This window comes from Paenibacillus baimaensis (genome assembly GCF_025567575.1).
Genome location: NZ_JAOQIO010000106.1, coordinates 41693 through 63377, shown reverse-complemented (window position 1 = coordinate 63377; position 21685 = coordinate 41693). Strand labels below are relative to the sequence as shown.

General features: G+C 51.8%; 16 protein-coding genes. 3 read left to right on the top strand and 13 right to left on the bottom strand.

Annotated features, from left to right (window positions below):
- Positions 1–390 precede the first annotated feature (390 nt).
- Positions 391–969, bottom strand: coding sequence for an NAD(P)H oxidoreductase (locus OB236_RS30815; RefSeq protein ID WP_262687417.1), 579 nt, complete (start codon positions 967–969; stop codon positions 391–393).
- Positions 970–1215: 246 nt separating this feature from the next.
- Here OB236_RS30815 and OB236_RS30810 point away from each other — a divergent pair, with 246 nt between their 5' ends.
- Entirely contained in the window at positions 1216–1587 is a 372-nt protein-coding gene (locus OB236_RS30810) for a winged helix-turn-helix transcriptional regulator (protein ID WP_262687415.1), read from the top strand.
- A gap of 170 nt (positions 1588–1757) precedes the next feature.
- On the opposite strand, the gene OB236_RS30805 is transcribed toward OB236_RS30810, so the two are convergent.
- Positions 1758–2468 carry an SDR family NAD(P)-dependent oxidoreductase gene (locus tag OB236_RS30805; protein WP_262687414.1) on the bottom strand — a complete coding sequence of 237 codons (711 nt, stop codon included), beginning with the start codon at positions 2466–2468 and terminating at the stop codon, positions 1758–1760.
- Positions 2469–2574: 106 nt separating this feature from the next.
- Between OB236_RS30805 and OB236_RS30800 the strand changes: the two genes are divergently transcribed.
- Positions 2575–2934 (top strand): MerR family transcriptional regulator, encoded by a 360-nt coding sequence (locus tag OB236_RS30800; protein WP_076238004.1) that lies wholly within the window; start codon positions 2575–2577, stop codon positions 2932–2934.
- A gap of 76 nt (positions 2935–3010) precedes the next feature.
- Here OB236_RS30800 and OB236_RS30795 read toward each other — a convergent pair whose 3' ends face one another.
- From OB236_RS30795 to OB236_RS30760, 8 genes are all read right to left on the bottom strand, one after another.
- A complete protein-coding gene (locus OB236_RS30795; RefSeq protein ID WP_408638534.1) occupies positions 3011–3472 on the bottom strand; it encodes a DDE-type integrase/transposase/recombinase in 462 nt (153 codons plus the stop codon).
- Positions 3473–3538: 66 nt separating this feature from the next.
- Positions 3539–4180 (bottom strand): HAD family hydrolase, encoded by a 642-nt coding sequence (locus OB236_RS30790; protein WP_262687405.1) that lies wholly within the window; start codon positions 4178–4180, stop codon positions 3539–3541.
- 1372 nt (positions 4181–5552) lie between these two features.
- Positions 5553–6674, bottom strand: a complete 1122-nt coding sequence (locus OB236_RS30785; RefSeq protein WP_262687404.1) for a sialidase family protein — start codon at positions 6672–6674, stop codon at positions 5553–5555.
- 12 nt (positions 6675–6686) lie between these two features.
- Positions 6687–8276, bottom strand: a complete 1590-nt coding sequence (locus OB236_RS30780; protein ID WP_262687403.1) for a type 2 periplasmic-binding domain-containing protein — start codon at positions 8274–8276, stop codon at positions 6687–6689.
- A 49-nt stretch (positions 8277–8325) separates the two neighbouring features.
- Positions 8326–9201, bottom strand: a complete 876-nt coding sequence (locus OB236_RS30775) for a carbohydrate ABC transporter permease (protein ID WP_262687402.1) — start codon at positions 9199–9201, stop codon at positions 8326–8328.
- 17 nt (positions 9202–9218) lie between these two features.
- Positions 9219–10082, bottom strand: coding sequence for an ABC transporter permease (locus tag OB236_RS30770; protein WP_262687401.1), 864 nt, complete (start codon positions 10080–10082; stop codon positions 9219–9221).
- A 217-nt stretch (positions 10083–10299) separates the two neighbouring features.
- Entirely contained in the window at positions 10300–12522 is a 2223-nt protein-coding gene (locus tag OB236_RS30765) for a helix-turn-helix domain-containing protein (RefSeq protein ID WP_262687400.1), read from the bottom strand.
- Positions 12523–12759: 237 nt separating this feature from the next.
- Positions 12760–15651, bottom strand: coding sequence for a fibronectin type III domain-containing protein (locus OB236_RS30760; protein WP_262687399.1), 2892 nt, complete (start codon positions 15649–15651; stop codon positions 12760–12762).
- A 769-nt stretch (positions 15652–16420) separates the two neighbouring features.
- Here OB236_RS30760 and OB236_RS30755 point away from each other — a divergent pair.
- Complete coding sequence (locus tag OB236_RS30755) at positions 16421–16618, top strand: hypothetical protein (RefSeq protein WP_262687398.1); 198 nt, start codon at positions 16421–16423, stop codon at positions 16616–16618.
- A gap of 855 nt (positions 16619–17473) precedes the next feature.
- Here OB236_RS30755 and OB236_RS30750 read toward each other — a convergent pair.
- The 3 genes from OB236_RS30750 to OB236_RS30740 are packed head-to-tail and all read right to left on the bottom strand — an operon-like array spanning position 17474 to position 21685.
- The gene (locus OB236_RS30750) at positions 17474–18913 is read right to left on the bottom strand and encodes an FAD-linked oxidase C-terminal domain-containing protein (RefSeq protein ID WP_262687397.1); all 1440 of its coding nucleotides are present in this window, start codon (positions 18911–18913) and stop codon (positions 17474–17476) included.
- A 14-nt stretch (positions 18914–18927) separates the two neighbouring features.
- Positions 18928–20313 (bottom strand): (Fe-S)-binding protein, encoded by a 1386-nt coding sequence (locus OB236_RS30745; protein WP_262687396.1) that lies wholly within the window; start codon positions 20311–20313, stop codon positions 18928–18930.
- Position 20314: 1 nt separating this feature from the next.
- Entirely contained in the window at positions 20315–21685 is a 1371-nt protein-coding gene (locus tag OB236_RS30740; protein WP_262687395.1) for an FAD-binding oxidoreductase, read from the bottom strand.

Genomic DNA, 21685 nt, shown 5'->3' with positions numbered 1-21685 from the left:
ATATCTATACCAACAACAAGATGCGAAGTGGTAATTCGTTCAATACGTTGATTTTGTCCGTCTGATTGCTTAAACTTCATAATAAGAGCGCCTCCTTGATGGTGTGGGTATTTACCCGTCGACAAACCCATCATACCGAGGCGCTCCTTTTTTGACAAAGCCCATTTCTTAGGCTATACAGGAATGTTTAGCGCAATACCTACATTTCCGTTTGAATAAATGCCAATGAAAAAGAAAAATGACGTACACAACGTTGCGGGCACTCCAGCGTTCTGACAAAGTATGCTCAATTTAATTTGAAAATTCTCTGTTCAAATAAGATTCAGATTCACTTTATTGGTTATCGGATTTCCTTGGACAGAGCCAATAGAGTTCAGAGTTAACTTGAGGCTACTGTTCCTTGGCATAATTCAAACCTAAGTGATGAGCTTGGTTAAGCAGCATCTCATAATGCTTGGGATTGGAATCCAAAGTCTCGTATAAAAAATTAACCTTTGAATTGGAAACACCGCAATAATCTGCAATTCCCACATTGAGCAAATGAGTAATCATTTCATCATAGTTACGCTTTTTCATCTGTTCTTTGGAAACGCCCGCCAAACCAATCCACAAGACATGCTGATGATGAAGCTGGTTCGAACCGTATGCAAACCCATTGTTCCATACACGGTCAATATAACCTTTTAGCATGGCTGGCAAATGCCACCACCAAATTGGAAAAATAAATGCTAAGGCATCATGCTCCTTCATGCGCCTTATTTCCAATTCCACCTCAGGAGAAAAGGACTGTTCCGCAGCTGACAAATCAGGTTCATCTACTCCTTTTAAAACAGGGTCAAAGCCAATCCGGTGTAAATCCAATATCTCATAGTCGTGGCCGGCCTCAGCAAGACCTTGTACGAAACGATCGGCAACCTTAAAGGTCAGAGAATCCTCTCTCGGGTGCGAAACAACGATTAATACTCTCATACTTGTATCTTCACTACCTTTCTCAACAACCAACTTGTAGCCATTATCAATGGCTGATGCTATTATAAACAGTATTAAAATAATCCGGAAGTACGCACTTTCAAGTTCTATAGGATGATACAGGTGCCATAGGAGCATAGAAGTACCCAAGATATAGATGCCCTAGAAACTTACCTGAACAACGGAATGAATGAACGAATGTTATGTTCCTAGCAAAAATACAGCCTTTTAACGGAGGGTTAAGTGATGACTGAAAAGAGGGAAAATAGCGTTCAAAAGAAGTATAAAGTTGGTGTGGAGGCGGCATTAGAAGTAATGGGGGGGAAATGGAAGCCTTTAATCATCTATCATTTGATGACAGGACGGAAACGGACGTCTGAGCTTCGACGGTTAATGCCCGGCATTACGCAAAAAATGCTGACCACTCAACTAAGAGGACTGGAAAAGGATGAGATTATTGCACGAAAGGTTTATAAAGAGATCCCACCTAAAGTGGAGTATGAGTTAACTTCCTACGGCTGGGGATTAAAGCCCGCGCTTGACCAATTATGCTATTGGGGAGAGGATCACCTGGAAAAGGTCCATGGTGACAAATCTAAGGTTTTAGAAGAGTTTTAAGGCTGTACAAAGTAAATTTTGCACTGCAGCTCCGCTAAATCTGATACCGTCATTTCATCTGCCAAATTCGTTACCATAATGCGCTTGATCGTTATTTTACCTGGAATCTTGTACGCAAAAAACTCTTGTCCGCGATATGGGCGGCAAGAGTTGCTTTCGGCAATTGTGGGTTACCAGGAGTAAACCCCCTTCTCATCCAAGAATTCGCCGTTATGACGTTTGCCATCTGTCGCATAACCCACTATAATCGCAGCGGCGGCTTCTTTCGATTTACCGCCCGCGGCATTGCCATTAAGATCTGTTGAGGTGAATCCAGGCGTTACCGCAAATACTTGAGCGCTGCTGTTTTTGACTTCATAAGCCATTGAAAGTGTCATGGCATTGTTGGCCGTTTTAGATGAGTTATAATCGAATGCGTTTAAAGTAAATTCAGCATTTTGCATATGGTCCAGAGAAGCCATGTCGGTCGATACATTGACGATTGTGCCTTCGTTATCTTTGATTAACGGGAACAAATACTGGTTCAAACGGACGGTCCCGAAAAAGTTAACTTCGAAGGCATTCCGCAGATCTTCCTCTTTGGTATCCGTAAAAGAACGGGAGAAAGCGCCAGGCATACCAGCGTTATTGATCAGAAGCTTCAGGTCAGGATAATTCTTGTTGAGCGTATCGGCTGCCTGTTCGATGGTTTTCAAATCGCTCATGTCGATTTGTACATATTCTACGTCTAACCCCTTGGAAGTTAACTCGAAAACGGCTGCTTCACCCCGTTCGGCACTGCGTGCACCAAGGACGACTTTCCAGCCTGCTTCACTTAACTGCTTAACAATTTCAATTCCGATTCCTTTATTTGCTCCGGTTACAAAGGCTGTCTTTTTCATGCGAATCCTTCTTTCCCTAATTTGATTTTTCTTTAACGATATTTATAAGTTACTATGCTACACTTAGTGTAGGTCAACAAATAATTTTTAATAAAAGAGGGTAAGTATGTTAACGATTGGAGAAGTGGCGAAGGAAGTCGGGATCAATATTGGAGCGATCCGCTTTTACGAAAGAAAGGGACTGTTGAAACCTGCTGCCCGAAGCGAGCAGAATAACCGTCTTTATACGGATGATGATCTGAGCTGGCTAGTTTTTATTAAATGTCTTCGCGAAACCGGGATGAGTGTGGAGGACATCAAAAAGTATTATGATAAGGTGAACGAAGGAACCTCAACCCTGCCGGAGAGAACCAAGCTGATTGAAGATCAAAAGCAAAAGCTGCTGAAAGATATTGAGGAGAAGGAAGCGCAGCTCGTTCATTTGGAAGAAAAACTGAAGCGCTACTATCGCGGGGAAAATTATTAATATTAGCTGGGTCATATAGACGGTTCTGGTGCAAGGATTTAAAAAAGTTCGCAGTAACCGACAAACTTTACTTTGTCTATGCCACTAAACCAAATATCTTATTTAGCCATTCAACAACAGTGAGGACAGTCGAATTATCATCGGCCTGTCCTTTCCTTATCATATGTAAAGCCTCAATTCCCTTTAACGTCTGATCCGCTGTAAGAAACGATTTGAAACCAAGCGTTGGTTTTGTAATTTTCTTTATGAACCGGTGATCTTGCTCCACAATATTATTTAGATACTTTGTCTGTCTAATCAAGGTTTCTTTTGGAAAGGATTTCTCATTTATTAATTCTTGTATGGCAGGTGGATACGCTGGATTTTTATCCAAGGTGATTACACCTGGGATTTGAGTATGTGGAGAGGACAAAGCCTTTGTAAAGAAGCACTTAGCTGCATATTTCAAATACCATCTTACCGTTAGTAAAATGATTGCCGATTCATATTGCTTCCATTTAAATAAATTCAATTTCGCTTCCAAAGTAAGTTGCTCCATCCCACGACTTCATTTCAATGATGTTATCATGAATCAGAGCTTTGCACCACAACCCTGAATGCTCTCTCAGGTTACATTCAGGATAATGTCCTTTAGTTCAATCAGAGTCTTGATTCGATAGCTGGCCTGTGAGAAGTCATGTGTTTTTGTGAAGTCGTTATGGACAATAGCACAGTCGATACCAGCCGCCACGGCTGAGTTCAACCCTCTGTTTGAATCCTCTACAACCAGGGTCTCTTCTTTGGTAGCTCCGAAGCGTTTTAGGCCGGTCAGGTATGGTTCCGGGTGCGGCTTGGTGCGCTCGTAGTCTTCGCGAACAAGGACGAATTCCATGAATTGTCTAATCTGGCGCTTTTCATGAATAAGTTGAAAATCCGCACGTTTTGCAGTCGTCACGATGGCCATGTGGACGTACTTTGACAGTTCGGCTAGAGTTTCAACTACGCCTTCAATCTCTATGGCTTCTGTTCTTAGATATTCCTGATAATAGACGTTGCGGACCTCACGCTGCTTGCTGATGGTCTGTTCATCAATACCTGCCGCCCTAGCTTGGGACCAAGTGCCCAATGACTGGGTCATGTCGCGGAGGTATTGATCTTTATCCAAGGTAAATCCAATGTCAGCAAGAGCGCGTTCTCCCGCTTTGTAATACCAGAATTCAGTATCAACCAGAACACCATCATGATCGAAGAGTATGTACTTTTTCATTGTTTCGTTCTCCTTTGTCAGCTGCGGCAACCATGCCTAGAGATCCTAATTCGGGGATTATAATCACATTCCAATCGTCCTTCTTTACTACATTAGCCAATTGGTCTAGTAATTCGGCAGCGTATGCATAACTTTTTGCATCCAATGTAATCCCACCTTCATATAAGAACGTACGTTTCTCTTCAGCAATTTTACCAGAATATTTCCCGTCGCAGTTGTCTAATGACGAAAATGTGCCTACACGTCAACCCCACATACATGACTGTAAACGACGTCCATCCAAGACACTCACCTTACGGCATGTCAAATTGAAGGGGTTGGTGCAATTACCGCAAATGGTTATTCTATTCTGCGTGCTTCCGAAATGGAGCAACATTCTGTGGTGCATTTGGTCGTTGAGGTCAGTCTAAAACTCGGGCTCGAGGCACCATTGACTGCCGACCTCCCTTCGCCAGCCGTAAGTCAATTATATCGCAAACGTCCATTTTCATCATCTGATGGTGCCGCGTTACAGCATGGGCGTCTAAAACATTATTATTTGCGGACACTTATAGATACCAATCGTAGTCCACTATGGAGGAAGAGAGTGTGTGAGTTTTCGAGCGAACCGACTGCCCATGCCGAGTCTCAGCCCGTTGCCGATTGTCAGTAGGGAGGTCGACACCAAAAGGGCGGCTCCGAAGAACCGCCCGCTCACGCTCTTGAAAGGACCAAGGCCTCCTAACCCGCATTGTAGCTGTAACGCAGTGCCGCCCGCAGCGACAAGCTGCCGCACCCACTGCGTTACAGCGAGGTTGCCGGCGCTGCGCTGTAGCGATTGCTAGTCTTGGACCGGGCTCTGCGATCTCTGATATGTGCCCTGCCGCGAATCGGCCACCGCTCGTGCCATCATGGCGGACATTTGCCGCTGTAGCTTTTGCGAGTGACGCATCCTTGCTCTCCTTCCTGATGTGAGGCTTGCCTTATTTAGCGTAGCTACATTGTAAACGAAAAGGGATACGTTGGAAACCGCAACCTACTACTCCGGCGGAGCCGAAATATGACTCCCCTTCCGTGGGTAGCGATAAAGAATAACAGGTCGAGTAAGACTCTCCATTAGGTCTTACTTAATTCTTCTTTTAATACTTTCACCCAAGGGCAAGGTCAATGTGAATTTTGAGAGGAAGCACACAGCAGCGAAGAGGGACATTTGTATCTATAAAAGCGGAGCGGTCGCCTCCACGCTTTCCAAGGGAAAGCGACTTCGTAAGCATACGCCTAAAATTTGACTCCAACCTTGGAATCTTAAATCAGGGAATCTGGTTTTAACAGATTGGAAGATCAAATGTCACTGAAACGCCTCCCTACGGCAAGCTCCTCTAATGCGCCGGCCTTACCCCCACCTCTCCAACGCCTCGAACGGAATTGTAATCGCGATCAGCTCGTTGCGGTTCAAATCGACGGCGATATAGATCGCCTTGTCCTCCTCGTCCACGTAGCCGTCGGGATAGTGGTACAGGTCGATTTCGCGGCGCGGCGGCAGAACGTGCTGCAGGTCGATTTTGACCGACCAGGTGTTCATATCGTCGGACGATACCCACAGCTCGAACGGGTAACGATGTGTACGAGAGCTGTGCTTCAGCCAGTCGGGATCGGTTGCGATATCCGGGTTCGGGTGGCAGAACAGCGCGATCCGGCCATCCGCCAGCTTCAGCAGCCGCATCTTCACCGCCGCGTCGGGAATATCGGTCTGCTCGGCCTCGCTCCAAGTGACGCCACCGTCGCGCGACACGGACCGCCACAGCCAGCCGTTGTATTCGTTGCGCATCAGCATGACCAGTTCGCCGGTCGACAGCTCGATCACGTTCGGCTCCCACAAAAATTGCTCGCTGCGCGGGCCCGGCGCGACGTGGCGCGAGAACGTCAGGCCGCCGTCAGTGCTGATCAGCACGCCGCTGCGGTACAGATGATTCTGGTAGAACGCCCGCCAAGGCGCGATGCTCGATTCGTACGCCGGCTGCGGCTTCTCCTCAGGAAGGTCGACCGGCTCCGTATAGCAGAACGGGATGACCCAAGCACCGTCGGAGCGAATGATGCGCTGACGCATGTTGTGGCATTCATGGAAGCCCTCGAATTTCTCCCGCGGCGTCCAGGTGACTCCACTGTTGTAGCTGTACGAACGGAATGCCCGCAGCGTGGCAAAATGGTTGTCCTGTTCCACCTCGTACACGAAGGAGGTGATTTTGTCGTCGTCGACGAACACCTCCGAGCTCCAGGTGCCTTTGCCTTCGGTCGTGATAATTTCACGCGGCTCGGTCCACGTCTCGCCTTTGTCCCGCGAATGGGTGATGAACAGCGTATTGTTGTTGGCCGGCTCTGTATGGCCGCCTGATTGGAAAAAGATAAACAGCTCCCCGTTCGGGGCTTTGCGCAGGAATGGCTCGCAGACCAAATAATACGGATCGCGGCCGACGTAAACCGAACGCGACGAGATTTGTTGTGTTGTGTTAGACATGGAATGTCCCTCCTATTTTTTGAACATCGATTGATAAATGTCGTTCGCTTCCTTCTCCAGCATGTCGCCCCCAGCCTTCTTCCACGCGTCCAGGTAAGCGTCCCAGTCCTTATCGATATCCTTCTTGCCGACGATAAAGTTGGCGAGCCATTCGTCCACGACGGCGTTGACGTTGTTCTGGTACTGCTTGGCGCTCGGCAGCGGGTATTTGTAAATCGGATCGAACGGCCCGATGCCGTACGTCTTCAGCATGCCGTCCACCCCTTTGGGCAGTACGCCAAACTGGTATGCCTTGCTCAGCCACGGCGCAAAAAACTCCGTTTTGCCTTCCTTCGCGAGATTTTCCGCCTTGTCGTACGGCGCAATCGGCTGAAGCGCACCCTTATCGTCGAATTTCCAGTGCTTGTTCTCGACGCCGACGCGGCCGATCGAGTAGGTTAGCGACGCGTCGCTGCCCGCGCTGTCGAGCATTTGAATGATTTTTTTCAGCTTGTCCGGGTCCTTCTCCAATTGCTTGCCGAAGGCGACGAGACCCGAGCCCGCCGGGTTGTCCTGCACGATGCCCCTGGAGCCGTTCGGTCCGACCGGCGGCTTCAGTAGCTTGATACCGTCGTTTGGCGCCTTCTCGCGCAGCGCGTTCGTCGCAAGACCGTTCGGATTAACCCACCAGACGGTGCGTCCGTAGAAGCCGACGCGGCCATCGATAAATTTGTTATGCCAAATTTTGCTGTCGTCCACGACAAACTCGGGATCGACGATGCCCATGTCGTACCAGCGCCGTAGCAGCTTCAGCCCGTCCTTCAGCTCCGGCTGCGCCGAGCCGTCGACGATTTTGCTGTCCTTGACGAAGCGCATGCTCGGCATCGTGCCGTAGGTGTAAAAAAACTGGCTGACGATATCGTTGGCAGCGCCGCCGAAGTTGCCGCTGCCGTCCTTCCAGGCGATGCTGAACGCGTACGTATCCTTTTTGCCGTTACCGTCGGGATCGTTGTCGCGGAATTTTTTGAACATGTCCTCGAACTCCTGAATCGTCTCCGGCTCTTTCGCGATGCCGACCTTGTCGTACCAGCTCTGGCGCACGCCGGACATCCGTTTGACGGTGGCGATCGGGTCGATTTTGACCATTGCGTAGTTTTTGCCCTTGTATTGGGACAGGTTCAGCACACGCTGATCGATGTCCAGCGCATCCTTGTAATAGTTCGGCGCGTATTGCTTAAGCAAGTCAAGCGGCGCCTCGGCCAGCACACCCTGATTCGCATAGGTGACCAGCTCGGCAACATTGTTGACCCAGATGACGTCGGGAATGTCTCCCGAGGCGAAGCGGGCCGTAATTTGCTGCTGCCAGCTCGTCGGGTCGATAAAGATCGGATCGAGCTTCACCCCGAATTTGCTTTCCAGCAACTTCTGCGCCTCCGTATCCTTATCCATCACCGTGCCGGGGAGCTGATTGCGCCCGAGCCAGGAAATCGTCATCGGCGCTGCGCCGTCCTTGCCCCCTTCCTTGCCACTATCTCCCTTCTCTGTGCCGCCCGAGGCGCTGCAGCCTGCCGCAAGCGAGCAGACCAGTAGCGCCGATGCTATGCGGTATCCGTATCTTTTCATCGTGACACACCCCTTTTTCGATTGTTTTCAATCCGTGGAATGACGTGCGTTAGCCCTTGATCGAGCCGAGCATCACGCCCTTGACAAAATGCTTTTGCAAAAATGGATAAACGATCAATATCGGCAGCGTCGAAATGATGATTGTCGCCGCCTCGACGGCTTCCTGCGCTGTCCGCATGTTCAGGCCTGCACCGTCGTATTGCCCGATCATCTGGTGCTCCAGGATGATTTTGCGCAGGATGACCTGAAGCACAAGCTTGTTTTTGTCCGTCATGTACAAGATCGCATCGAAAAAAGCGTTCCAGTGTCCCACCGCCGTCCATAGCGCAATCGTCGCCATGACCGGCATCGACAGCGGCAGTACAATCCGCCACATCACGGTCAGCTCGGAAGCGCCGTCGATGCGCGCCGACTCCTCCAGACTGACGGGAATCGACTGAAAAAAATTGCGCACGATAAGCAGGCTGAACGGACTGATAAGCCCCGGCAAAATAAGCGCCCACAGCGAGTTCAGCAGCCCCAGCTCCTTGATGAGCAAATAGTTCGGCACGAGCCCGCCGCTGAAAATCATCGTAAACACGATCAACACGATCCAGGTGCGGCGCAGCGGAAAATACGCCTTAGCGAGCGGATAGGCGGTCATCGCTGTCAGCGCGGCCGTCAGGGCCGTGCCGATGACGGTGCGTAGCACCGTATTGCGGTAGCCGATCCACGTCAGCTCCGAGATCAATACCTCGCGGTACGCCACCCAGTCGAATGATCTTGGCCACAAGTGCAGGCCGATGCGCGACGCCTCCGCGCCTTCGCTCAGCGACACCGACAGCAGGTGCACGAACGGATACAGCGTCAGCGCCATGAGCGCGGTCAGAAACAGTCCGTTGACCGCTTGAAACATTCGCACACCGAAGGTTCGGTTTTGCATCATTTAGAGGCTCCTCCTTTCTACCAGACGCCCTGTTCGCCCCGGGTCAGTCTGCGTATGACGCCGTTGACGATCACGATCATGAGCAGGCCGACGCCCGACTTGAACAGCCCTACGGCGGCCCCGAAGCTGTAGTCCATATCGACCATCGTCAGTCGGTACACGAATGTGTCGAGAATGTCGCCGACCTCATACACGGTAGGGCTGTACAGGTTGAACACTTGATCAAAACCCGCATCCAAAATGTGCCCGACGCGCAAAATGAGCATGACCGCGATCACCGGCGCGATCGACGGCAGCGTAATCGCGACCGTCTGCCGCCATTTGCTTGCGCCGTCCATCTCCGCCGCCTCGTACAGACTCGCGTCGATGCCGGACAGCGCCGCCAAATAGACGACGGCCTCCCAGCCGAGCTCCTTCCAGATGTTACTCATGATCAGGATCGGCACGAACCATTCCTGCGACGCCATAAAAAAGATCGGCTTGACTCCGGCAAGCTGCAGCGCCCAGTTGACGATGCCGTAGCTCGGCGAAAAAAAGACGTTCAGCAGCCCGGCGATGACAACCCACGAAATAAAATGAGGCAAATAGCTTATCGTCTGCACCCAGCGCTTGAACACACTTTTCCGCAGCTCGTTCAGCAGCAGCGCGAACACGATCGGCGCAGGAAATTCTAACGCCAGCCGGTACAAGCTGATCAGCACCGTATTGCGCAGCACGCGGGCAAACATCGGGTCCGCCAGCAGCCGCTCGAAATGACGGAAGCCGACCCAGTCGCTGCCCAGAATGCCCTGAACAAAGTTGTAATCCTGGAACGCGACGACGATCCCCGCCATCGGCACATATTTGAATACGATAAAATAAAGCAGGCCGGGCAAAAACATAAGCAGCAGCGCCTTGTGCTTGTTTACGGTTGCAATGATGTTGTCCTCCTCCTTTCCCTCGGCAGCCCCGGCTTCGCTCCGATTATGTCACGGGGAAAAGAAGCGCGTAAACAGAACGATCCGAAAAATGCAGCACCATCCGAAACGCGGCCGCCAGGCCCAGCAAATGATGAAAAAAACGCGCCGCATCGGGGATTTCTGTCCCTTCTGCCGCGCGTTACCCATGCATTTTCCGAAATTCCGTCGGCGTCGTTCCGGTTAGTTCCTTAAACACCTTGTAGAACCCGCGTGTGCTGGCATAGCCGGTCTTGGCTGCGATGTCCTCGATTTTGTCGTCGGTTTCGAGCAGCAGCCGCTTCGCCCGCTCTACCTTGGTGCGAAGAATATATTCTCCGGCGGTGATGCCCTTTCGCTCGCGGAACAGCTTGTTCAGCGATGGCGGGCTAAGCGACAATTGGGCGGCGATGCGCTCCGCGGTCAGCGTCATGTCCTGCTCGATCCAGGCGGCCGCCTTCTCCATGATCTCCTGGTTGACGCCGGCCCGCTTCCGCTCCACGGAGGCGATCAGCCGCTCGCTTAAGCTTGCTAGCAGCTCCGTCGTCTCGGCGAAGCGGCTAGTCGCTAACAGCGTCGTCACCTCGTCGCGTAGCCCGCCCTCCTCCTTGTCGAAGCCGTATTCCTCCAGTAGAAGAAGGAGGCTGGCGGACAACTGCAGCGTCATAATCTGCGTCTCCGCCACGCTCGCCTGTGCGTCCTTGGCGTCCTCGCGCAGCCGCTCGCATAGCGCCCGCGCACCGTCCACGCGGCCGTGGCGGATATGCTTCACATAATCCGCTTCATAATTGGACCAGACGAACGAGCGGCTCCGCGGCCGCGCCGTCGTCTCCGCAATTTCGCAGTAATGCGTCAACTTCGTAGGATCGAACAGCCGGTTGTAGCTCAGACATTGCAGGCTTTCCTGGTACGAAACGGCGGCGTGCGCCAGCCCTTCGCCCGCGCTGCCTATACCGATATCTACGGAAAGCCGAATGTACCGCTTCACGTTGTGGCGCACCTCGGCGGCGGCGGCCAGCCAGCGCCCGGCCGTCTCCTGCTGCGCCGTGTTGCAGATGACGACGATCGTATCCGCGTCCCGCGCCAGCGTCTCGGCCACGCCAAGCGGATGCAGCGTCTCCGCGGCCACGTTGCGGATCGCATAATTCGTCAGCTCCATGTCCAGCTCGCTGTAATCCTCGCGTAGCTCGCCCCAATGCACATGCAGGGACAGGACCGTAAATACCGGATGCGGCCACGGCAGCTCCAGCAGCGGAGAGGCGGCGGCGAGCTCCGGAGGCCGCCCTTGCAGCAGGCGCGTCAGCAGGTTGTGCCGGATCGTCTCGCGGTGATGCCGCACCGCGTCGCTCAGCCGCTCGCTTTCGTCCGTCAGGCGGCTGAAGGCGCCGACGATGTAGCCGGATTCGTCGAGCAGCGCCGCCTTCGGTTCCGACGCCGCAGGCGCGCGGCTGCCAATGGCACTCATGATACGCACGATCGGATGGTACAAATACCGCGAGGCAAGGATGACGATCGCGAGGCTCAGCAGCGCCGCCACCAGACCGATGACCGCGAACGCAAGGCTCTGACGCTCCGCCGCCTGCGCGAACGAGGCGTACGGAATGATGAGCGCGTATTCGAATTTGCTTGTGGTCGCCTGCTCGCGCAGCAGCAGATAACGTCTGTTTCCTTCGCGCGGCTCCGTGTTGCCCCCTGCCAGCTCGCGCAGTGCGGCAGACGTCTCCTCCTCGCCGCCACCCAGCAGCAGATGGCCCTTCGCGTCGGAGACATAGAAGGAGCCGCCCGTTTCCGCGAGCAGCACCGAGGCCCACTGCCGCATGTCGTCGTCCTTCACATTGATCGCGATCACGCCCGATTGCGGCTCGGACACGCCGACGTACATGTAATAGGTGATGAGCCCGGGACGCGGCAAATACCGGATGCCGGTATAATCGTCCTTGCGCGCGATGCCGCTCAGCAGCTCCTGATCGGCGAACCGGTCGAAGGGCGTCAGCCGGTTATCTGTCGTCGAATAGGCGACCCGCCGCTCCAGGTCGAGCAGCTCGATCGAGGCGATATATTTGCTGTGAATCGCGACGCGCTGTTCCATTTCTTTTATAAAGTAAAGCGTTTGCGCATTCGTGTAATAGTCCCCGAGCACGGAAAAATATTTGTCCATGCTACCGAGAATGTCGTACATGACATTCTTCATCTGCTCGTGTACGATCGAATGCTCACGCACTGCCTGCTCCAGCAGCTGACGGCTATATTTTTCCGTCTGGTTTTGTGCGGCGCTCAGCGTCATCCGGTAGTTGATGGCGGAGAGCAGGCAGATCGGCAGCAGCACGGCGCAGCATAAGAGCAGAACGATGCGCATTTGCAGCTTTCCAACAACGGGCTTCGGCATAGTTGTCCACCTTTACGGGTAATCGGGATATAGCGCTATTATACCAGAACCGGTCGCGGCGTCGGTAAAAAAACGAGGCAGGCCCGCGCCGACGTTCTCTATCGGTGCGGCCCTGCACGTACAAAGGGGGAAAGTCAGAATGGGCTGCGGACTCGCTTTGCACCGTAAGACGAATGCGGCCGCATCATCGGATTTGCGGTCGGAACGCAATGCCGCGAAGCCAGAGCGAATCACACGCTACTGCCCCACGGGCGGGTCCAACTCCAGACGGAACGCGGCGGTGTGCACCGTTTCCGTCACGCCCGCGATATTTGTCGAGCGGTAGCTGAAGCTGTAGTCTCCGTCCAACGCCAGCACGATCGGCCCGCTGTAGGCGGACCACGTGGTGCCGCCGTCGAAACTATAGACGGTGGACGTCACCGTCGGGCGCTGGCTGCCGGTCGTAAGCTGCAGCGTCACGGGCGACTTGTACGAGCCGCCCGGGCCATCTGGCGCCGCTGGAGAGGCGAGCAGCGTCGTCAGCGGATAGGCGGGCGTCACGGTGTTGCCGAACGCTTCGGCATCGCTCGTCTTGATCACGATGCCGGAGCGAATTTCCTCCCACTGCGTCGCGATCTCATCCGCCGTGCCACGCACGCCGTACACCTGCTCGGGCAGCAGGGTATGCCGGAGCACCGTATTGCCCGACACCTCGCCGCCATCGGTATTTTCCATGCGAATGCCGGTGCGGCCGGAATCGGTGATCGTATTGCCGCGAATCGCGATATTCTGGTGCGGCATGCCCGGCGACCAACCGGACGGCGTATAGGAGTTGACGAGCAGCGCAGCGCCCGAATTGACGATTTCCGAGGCGGGTGCGCCCCACAGAAACGCCTGCTCGATCGTATTGTCTTCAATCGTGATGCCGTTGGCCGGCGCGGCCTTGAATGTGGACAACAAATATTCCTGGTTTACGTTAATGCCCGACATGTTCGTTTTCTTGATCGTGTTGCCGCGAATCTCGCCGTTCATAATGCCCGCAAACAGGATGCCGCGCGCCAAATTCGTCTTCTCGATATGGTTGTTCAGCACCCTTGAGCCATAGCCGCGTTCGTTCGGATTCGTCGGATACATACCCGAGCCCGCCGAAAGCGTCGGCATGTCGCGGTCGAAGGTGACGGTGACATTTTCGTTCGCAAGAAACGTCTGGCTGCCGTACGGCGGAGACATCTCCGTAACAACGGCCGTTCCTTTAAGTTCGCCGGTCGCTCCGTCCATAAACTCGACTTCGGTGCCGACCGGGAACTTTTCGTTAATAAAGCGCTGCACGGTCAGCGTCCGGGCCGCGGTTTGGCCTGTCACCGTCGCCAGCCAGGTCGAGTTGAAGGCGATGCCGTCGTCGCCGGTGCCTTGCACGAAGCTGTTTTGGACGACGTTGTTCTGGCGGGCATTGCCAAAATGAATACCGTCCGCGTTCGAGCTCATCAGCCGCCCACTTCCGGGGCGCGGCTTCACCGATACGTGATCGACGGTGGTGTTGAACTGCTTGTGGAACAGGAAGGCGAACACCGGCGCGGCGTACACCTCCGCATAGCTGATCGTGTTACCCTGTCCACCGTTCATCTTGATCGTATGCCCGCCGCTGCGGTCGGTGTAGACGAGCGTATCGCCCGGCTGGATCGCAGCCAGGTTCGCTTCCTGCGTCCACGGCTTGTCGTCGTTGATAATATTTATCGTGTCGCTCGTCGCATTGCGGGACGCCTGCAGCCGGCCAACCTCCTGAACGCGCTCGCCACCACGGAATACGAAGACACGCAGCGCGCCTGCATCGCCATACGGCGTGCTTGACGCATTAAACGCCACAGGCGACTGAAAACCGCTCATCGTCGTGTACTGGATCGTGCGTGCGGACGCGTTCACGCTGCTCACGACAAGCTGCGTGGACGGAAGCTGAAGGTAATCCACCTTAAGCCGCGTAAGTGTCATCCGTTCGCAGTTCGTCAACAAAATGGCTATCAAATGCCCGTTCGCGAAATACAGGTTGGAATCGGCAAAATCGATCGTCAAATCCTTCGAGCCGACAATTTCCAAATGGCGGTCGGCGGCCGCCTGGGACAGAAAATAATAATCCCCCTGGTCAACCGTCAGCTTATGAATCCCAACCCCCTTGGCGTATTGGAGCGCCGCTTCAATGTAGGGCCTTGCGTCTACGGTCGGCTGATTCGGAGTCAGATTGGCGCTGTAAATGCCCAGCGAAACCAAATCCTGCGACAAGTTCACCTCGTCGATCGGCGTATACGGCGGATCGGTGAGCGACGGATCGGAATAAATCTCCAGCTCCGATATGCGCGCACGGTCGTCCGTATTGCCCGGATCGGTAATATAAATCCGGTAAAAGCGATAAGCTGCCGCTGGCGTCACCGTATGATCGGTAACATTATACGTGTTGCCGGTGACGGTCAGCAAATCGTCCCACGCCATCGTCGAATTACTGCCCTGAATTTTAAAATCCCTCGTATTGTCCGAAACGAGACCGCCCGTCGCGCCCATGTGCCGTACGACAAACCGCTTCGTGTACCGCGGCTTGCCGATATCTACCTGCAGCCAATGCGCTCCGGCCACATTGGCCGAATGCCACAAATTGCGGACGCCGCTGACGACCGCGGTCGTGCCGTCGACCGCCTTCCACGCTGGACGGTCGAAGTCCTGGTAGTCGGCGGTCGCGACGCCACCGAGCGCGATATTGACGGAGACGCTGCCGCTCTCCGTCGTCACCGTCAGCGTGGCGCTTGGCGCGGAGGCGTTGCCCCCGGCGCTGCGGGCGACGACAGCGAACGAATATGTCGTCGCCGGCGACAGCCCGGAGAACGCGTACACAGTTGGCAGCGAGCTGGTCGCGCTGAGCTTGTACACCACGGCAGCGACCGTGGTTCCGCTTACAATTTCATACGACATAATGTCGCTGCTCGTCGAAGCTGTCCACGACAAGCTGACGGCCGTATCCGATTTGGCGACCAGCGTCACATTCGTCGGTGCGGCGACGACTGGCGGGTCCGCGAACGCCATTACAGGCGGTAGACCCAGTGCGCTTAGGCATAACACAAGCAAAAGCAGCATCGTTTGGTGCATTGAGCGGGCAATCGGCTTCATACGAAAACACTCTCCTTTGGCGACAATCCGGCGGATTGTCTGCATGTTTTTTCGTGTTAATTGTGGCACGAGAAGCCAACTGCGCTAAAGAGAACGATTCGCATGAGGCGGGTAACCTGGAAGGAAAAGAAGGAGAACAGTTCGAAAATAGAGGAACGATATAGAAGGAAGGCGCAAAAGCAAATCTGCAGCCGTTTTTTTCTCGTCTGCGACTCCATGATCGGGCGACTCGTCATGAAGGCGACAAACCTTGAGTCACAGCCGTAACGGGCGCAGTCGTGCGTCCGCTCCGATACAATCCCTATCGTGTGTCTATCGGTGGCGGCCAGGGGCTACGTCCTGGAACGTTGCGCAATAATAGGCCGACTTCTCCCCCGTCAGTTCTTCCACTAAGCCGTAGCCATAGCCTACACCAATCGAAGTGATACCTTTATTGCGAGCCTCAATCAGATCGTATTTGCGATAGCCGATCATCACTGTCTGCGCTGGCGGCTAATGTAATCATGTTCTTGTCTTCCTACAATTAATGTCGATGACAACAACTGATCTTGAACTTGATAATAAGCTCTACGGACAACCTGCTTCTGGGTAGCTTGATCCCATTCTGTTCGGGTGAACTCTAACTTATCTTTCTCTAATATGGTTTCCCCTGTACGTTTGTCCTTCTTGATTCGTGTCTCTTATCTAAGCTGATTAACTCAGCAGATTTTTGAATATATTGATATAAGAAAGGATCCTACATTTCATTTTGTGGGGTAGGAATATTTAAATGAAAGATCAAGTCCTGCCGGGCACTGTTCACAAATATCATCTGCTCGCGCGGCAGATAATCCAACATAAAATACGGTTTTTTTTGGATGTAAAAATCATGATCAAAGTAACCTTTGCCACTTTGCCAGTTACGGTTCCCGTTACGCCTAATTCATTGGCTGGTATCTCTATTGTTCTTTCTTCATTAATTCCATGACCATAAACCCCATTAGTCACAGTCGGCTATTCCGGCTTAGTAACGCTTGTCTGTGTAGATCTCATGTTTACTTGAGGTGAATCCAGGCCATTCAAAGTCTTAGAATAGTTAAAAAATGTTGCTTCCACGCTTTCATTCTGAACAGCGGCTGCTACTTCTTCGCCTATTGGGAATCACAAAGAAAAAAGTAAAGCACTTAAACTTAAAAAAGCAAACCGACGTTTCCATTGTGTATGAATTGACAATTGCGCACTTCCTTCTATTAAATTAGTCATTTGACGACTATTGTACTAGAAATGAATTGCGAAATTTGTCATAATTCGTCGATTATTATTGATTAGACTCGTCTGTTCATTATTCATCTGTTAAAAAGAGCGTTTACTAATAGGTACCCATCTCTCAATCGATCATTCATACTCAGTTTAGTGAAATGGAAATACGCCTAATATTAAACAATTGTGGGTTACCGGGCGGAGCTTAATTGGGGAATATGTTTAGTTCGTCCCTTAAGAGGATATCGTTGATTAAAAATTGAATATTTTCGATAATATTATTGCTAAATTTACAATGAGGCAAAAAAAGACTGCAATGTTACCTTCACCATATTTTAAAACATATTTTTTGCCAAATACCCTGGCTACAATTAAGATGACAATTAAAATAGGAAGACCCAATCCAACTATATTTCCTGCTAAAAGTGCAGTTGAACCATCCGCTAAATATTTATACTTGCACTGCACCACAGAGCATGAAAGTTAATCCGTTCTTTCATGGTTGTTGAAGAAGTTACAATTACTATCCAATATTGAAATAACCGGTTGCTCCGGCAACCGGTTAAGGAAGGATCTATTCGGGTTAGGAATTTGCATACGAGACATTAGGCTGTTTCAATTCGACGCATCGAGCCGGTTTAGGAAATATCTTTCCGGGATTGCACAGATTATCAGGATTGAAGACGTCCCGTATTCGGATCTGCGCATCCATTTCATCTTCTGTGAAAATGAACCGCATATCCTCCATTTTTTCTACGCCGACTCCATGCTCACCGGTGATGGACCCGCCTACATCGGCACAGACCTTTAAAACCTCCGAGCCTGCTTGGATCGCACGCTGCGTCTCTCCGTCCATTTTGGAATTGTAGAGAATTAACGGATGCAGATTTCCGTCGCCTGCATGAAACACGTTTGCAATACGAAGGTTGTATTTTCGGCTGACCTCCCCGATTCTGCTAAGCACTTCAGGCAGTGTACTGCGGGGTATAACACCATCCTGCACTAGATAGTCAGGGGAAATGGTGCCCATAGCGCCGAATGCCGTTTTGCGGTTCGCCCACCAACGTGCCCGCTCCTCCGGATTTCTCGCTTGACGCACTTCACGTACCCTGTATCTACGGCACACTTCAATGACATGGTCAATTTGTTCCTGCAAGCCTGCGGCGATACCATCCACTTCAACAATCAATACTGCCCCCAGATCACGAGGATACCCAACCGGGTAGTTTCCCGATTCCACCCCTTCAATGGCAGTCCGATCCATCATCTCCAAAGCGGCCGGAACGATTCCGGCGGCAATGATATCAGAAACGGCTTGACTTGCGTCATCGACTTCATCATACAAGGCAAGCACGGTAAGGATACCTTGGGGTTTCTTAAGAATACGCACCGTAATTTCGGTTACGATACCCATCGTGCCTTCGGACCCAGTTATAAATCCTAGCAGATCATAACCAGGAGCATCCGGAACGCCCCCAATCTGTACAATTTCTCCGTCGGGCAAAACTAATTCTAAACCGATAACATGGTTAGTGGTGACGCCGTATTTCAGGCAGTGCGCGCCTCCTGCATTCTCGCCCACATTGCCTCCAATCGTGCAAGCCGCTTGACTGGACGGATCAGGAGCGTAGTAATAGCCTTTGGAGGAAATGGAGTTGGATAGCTTGAGATTAATGAAGCCCGGCTGTACCACGGCCCTCTTGTTAAGGTAATCCACATCAATAAGCTTGTTCATACGGACTAAACTAATAATGACCTCACCGTTCAAAGCCGTTGCACCGCCGCTTAATCCGGTTCCAGCGCCTCTTGGAAGATAAGGAATCCGGTTTTGGTGCAAAATACGGACCACTTCGGACACTTCCTGAGTGGATTTTGGAAAAACCACAAGAGAAGGTACTCCTTTATGAACGGTGTATCCATCGCATTCATATGCAAGAAGATCCTCGTAACGGTGCAGGACAGCACGCGGACCAACAATTTGCTCGAATCGATTGATTATAGAAGCTTTTGTCTGCGAATCCATTGGGCAACTCCTCCTTAAGAAACTTCGGAACCTCCAGCTTTGCCTGGTTGCTTCGATAACATAACTCCCTGCTCCCGATAGGCCCAGTCCAAAAGCTGCACCGTGTGGAGGATTTGTTCGGATCGGTCATGACGCACAACGCCGACCATAAATTGCATCATGCAGCCCGGATTTCCCATAACCACAGCATCGCAACCACTTGGAAGGTCGGCCATTTTACGGTCAAGCAGCTCTCCGGCCATCTCCGGATGCGTTAGATTGTAGATTCCGGCACTTCCACAGCAGCGGTCAGAATCAGGCAACGGAACGAGCTTGATGCCCGAAACGGATTCAAGCAGTCTCCGAGGCTCTACGCGAATACCCTGAGCATGGGCCAGATGACAAGCGTCGTGATAAGTGACGGTCATATCAAGCTCACCCTTTGGCTGAATTAATCCAATTTTGTCTAAAAAACTGGATACGTCAATAGTCTTTTCAGCAAAAAGGTGTGCCTTTTCCAAGTATTCCGGGTCCGATTTTAACAATTCTCCATATTCCTTCAAGGTGGACCCGCATCCTGCGGCGTTAATAATAACCGCGTCGATTTCCTCGGATAGGAAAGTATCAATGTTTTGCTTGGCCAACTGCTTGGCCATATCTCTGTCACCGGCATGTACGTGCAAAGCACCGCAGCAGGACTGGTTCTGGGGAATCCAGACCTCGCAGCCGTTATGCCGAAGCACATTGATGGTCGCATCATTGATATCCGCGAATACTGCGTCCATCACACAACCGGTAAGCACTGCGACTCTCGCCCTCTTAGTTCCGAATGGAGCCAGCAGCTCTTCGACTCTTCCCAAAACAGGCTTGGCTTTTAAATCAGGAAGAGCGCGTTCCATTTCCTGCAGATGCTTAGGCAGCATTCGGAGCAGACCAGTCCTTCTGGCCAAATACCTTAGACCTGACCGTTGATAGGACCTCGTAAGGAATGATAGCTTTCTCATTCTAGAGGCATAAGGAAAAAGTCCGCGTAAGAAGAGCTTGTTTATGAATCCCGATAAGCCGGAGGGTGGGTCCGCTTTGTAAAGCTGTCCGCGTGCTTCCTCTACCAATGCGCCGACTTGTACACCCGATGGGCATGCCGTTTCACAAGCGCGGCAATCCAGGCAAGTATTGACAGGGTCTGCGAAAAAATCATTCAATTCCAGCTTCCCCTCCGCGACCGACTTGATCAAATATACCCTTCCGCGCGGGGAGTGGGCTTCGAGCCCCGTCTGCTGGTAGGTCGGACAAGCTTCCAAGCACATTCCGCAATGTACGCATTCGGAAAATTTGGCGGGATCCGGTGAGTCTTCCCAAAGATAATTCGATTTCGGAAAAATTATTTTTTCCGGGGTTATTGTTTTCGAGTCGTTTGACATGTCATAATCCTCCCATAATTCGGCCAGGATTTAGTATTTCATTCGGATCGATTGTCATCTTGATCCCTCGCATGATTTTTTGATCTGTGGTAGTCTCGTCCCAAATTGAAATCTGATTGCGAATCGAACTGGGGGCGAAGTCCACAACAGTTCTCACACCAATATTTCTCATATCGCTTTGCAAATTACGGATCCAAGTGGTGAGGCTCCTGTTAATGTCTGCTTTATCCTCTCCTGCCGTTTCTACCGTCACCCTGGCGATTCCACTTAAAGCTCCACCACTGAATTTCAAGGAAAAACCGTACTGTGCGGCCCTCGCTTCGGCGGCCTCATACATTGCCTGCACATCGGTAAGCTTGCCCATCATCTTCATTGAAACTACAGATTCTCCGTCTTCTAAAAGGTTAGAATTAGGCAGGATGTTCCGTAACACAGAAAGTGCTGACTCAAATTCCTCGGCTACGCGAAGCTCTGACATTACCGTGGCCCCTAACTCCTGACATAGTTGCTGAACATGGCGAAATTGCTCATCAACCGAAGGCCATACATCAGCAAATCCAAGAAGAACTGCAGGTCCCTGCGTTTCGATTCCGATACATTTGACGGTCTCTTTGTTCACCCATTCAAATACACACGGCTCAAGATGAGAATCCAACAGTATATTCTGGAAGGTTCGGAGCGTCTCGACATGGGCATTCCCTATAACCATCAGACACTGTCCCGCCGGAATAGGCCTGATTTTAAAAGTAAATTCGGTATGTACACCCAATGTACCCATTGAACCGATAAAGAGCTTATTCATATCGTAGCCTGCGACATTTTTCACTACCTTAGCTCCTGTACGGATGACTTGGCCATTCGGATAAACAATCCGGGAAGCGATGAGAAAATCACGAACTGAGCCATAACCGGCCCGGCGGGGTCCCGAAGCGCCCGAATTAACGATGCCTCCAATCGTCGATTGATCATCCCATGCAACATCCAACGGTAAAAACTGTCCGGCTGTTTTTAACGCCGCCTGTAGTTCCCGCAGAGTGGTGCCGGCAAGGACAGTAACCATTAAGTCGCCAGCTGAATGCTCCAGCACACCGGACATGGCTTTCAGGGAGAGCACCAAATCAATCGATTTAGTAGATTGACCATACGCATCTTTCGTGCCTCCTCCTTGAGGAGCAACCGATAGCCGATGCTCATCAGCAAAGCAAAGTATTTCTGCAACCTGCTTCTCATTTTCTGGTAGCGCTTTCAGATAAGCGTCTATACGGTATTCCGAACGGTTAGTGTCACCTGGTAAGATATTATTTTCACTGACTATCCGTTCCAAGGATGAACTGATTTGTCCGTTTTCCAACTTAGCTTTGGTGCCATCCAT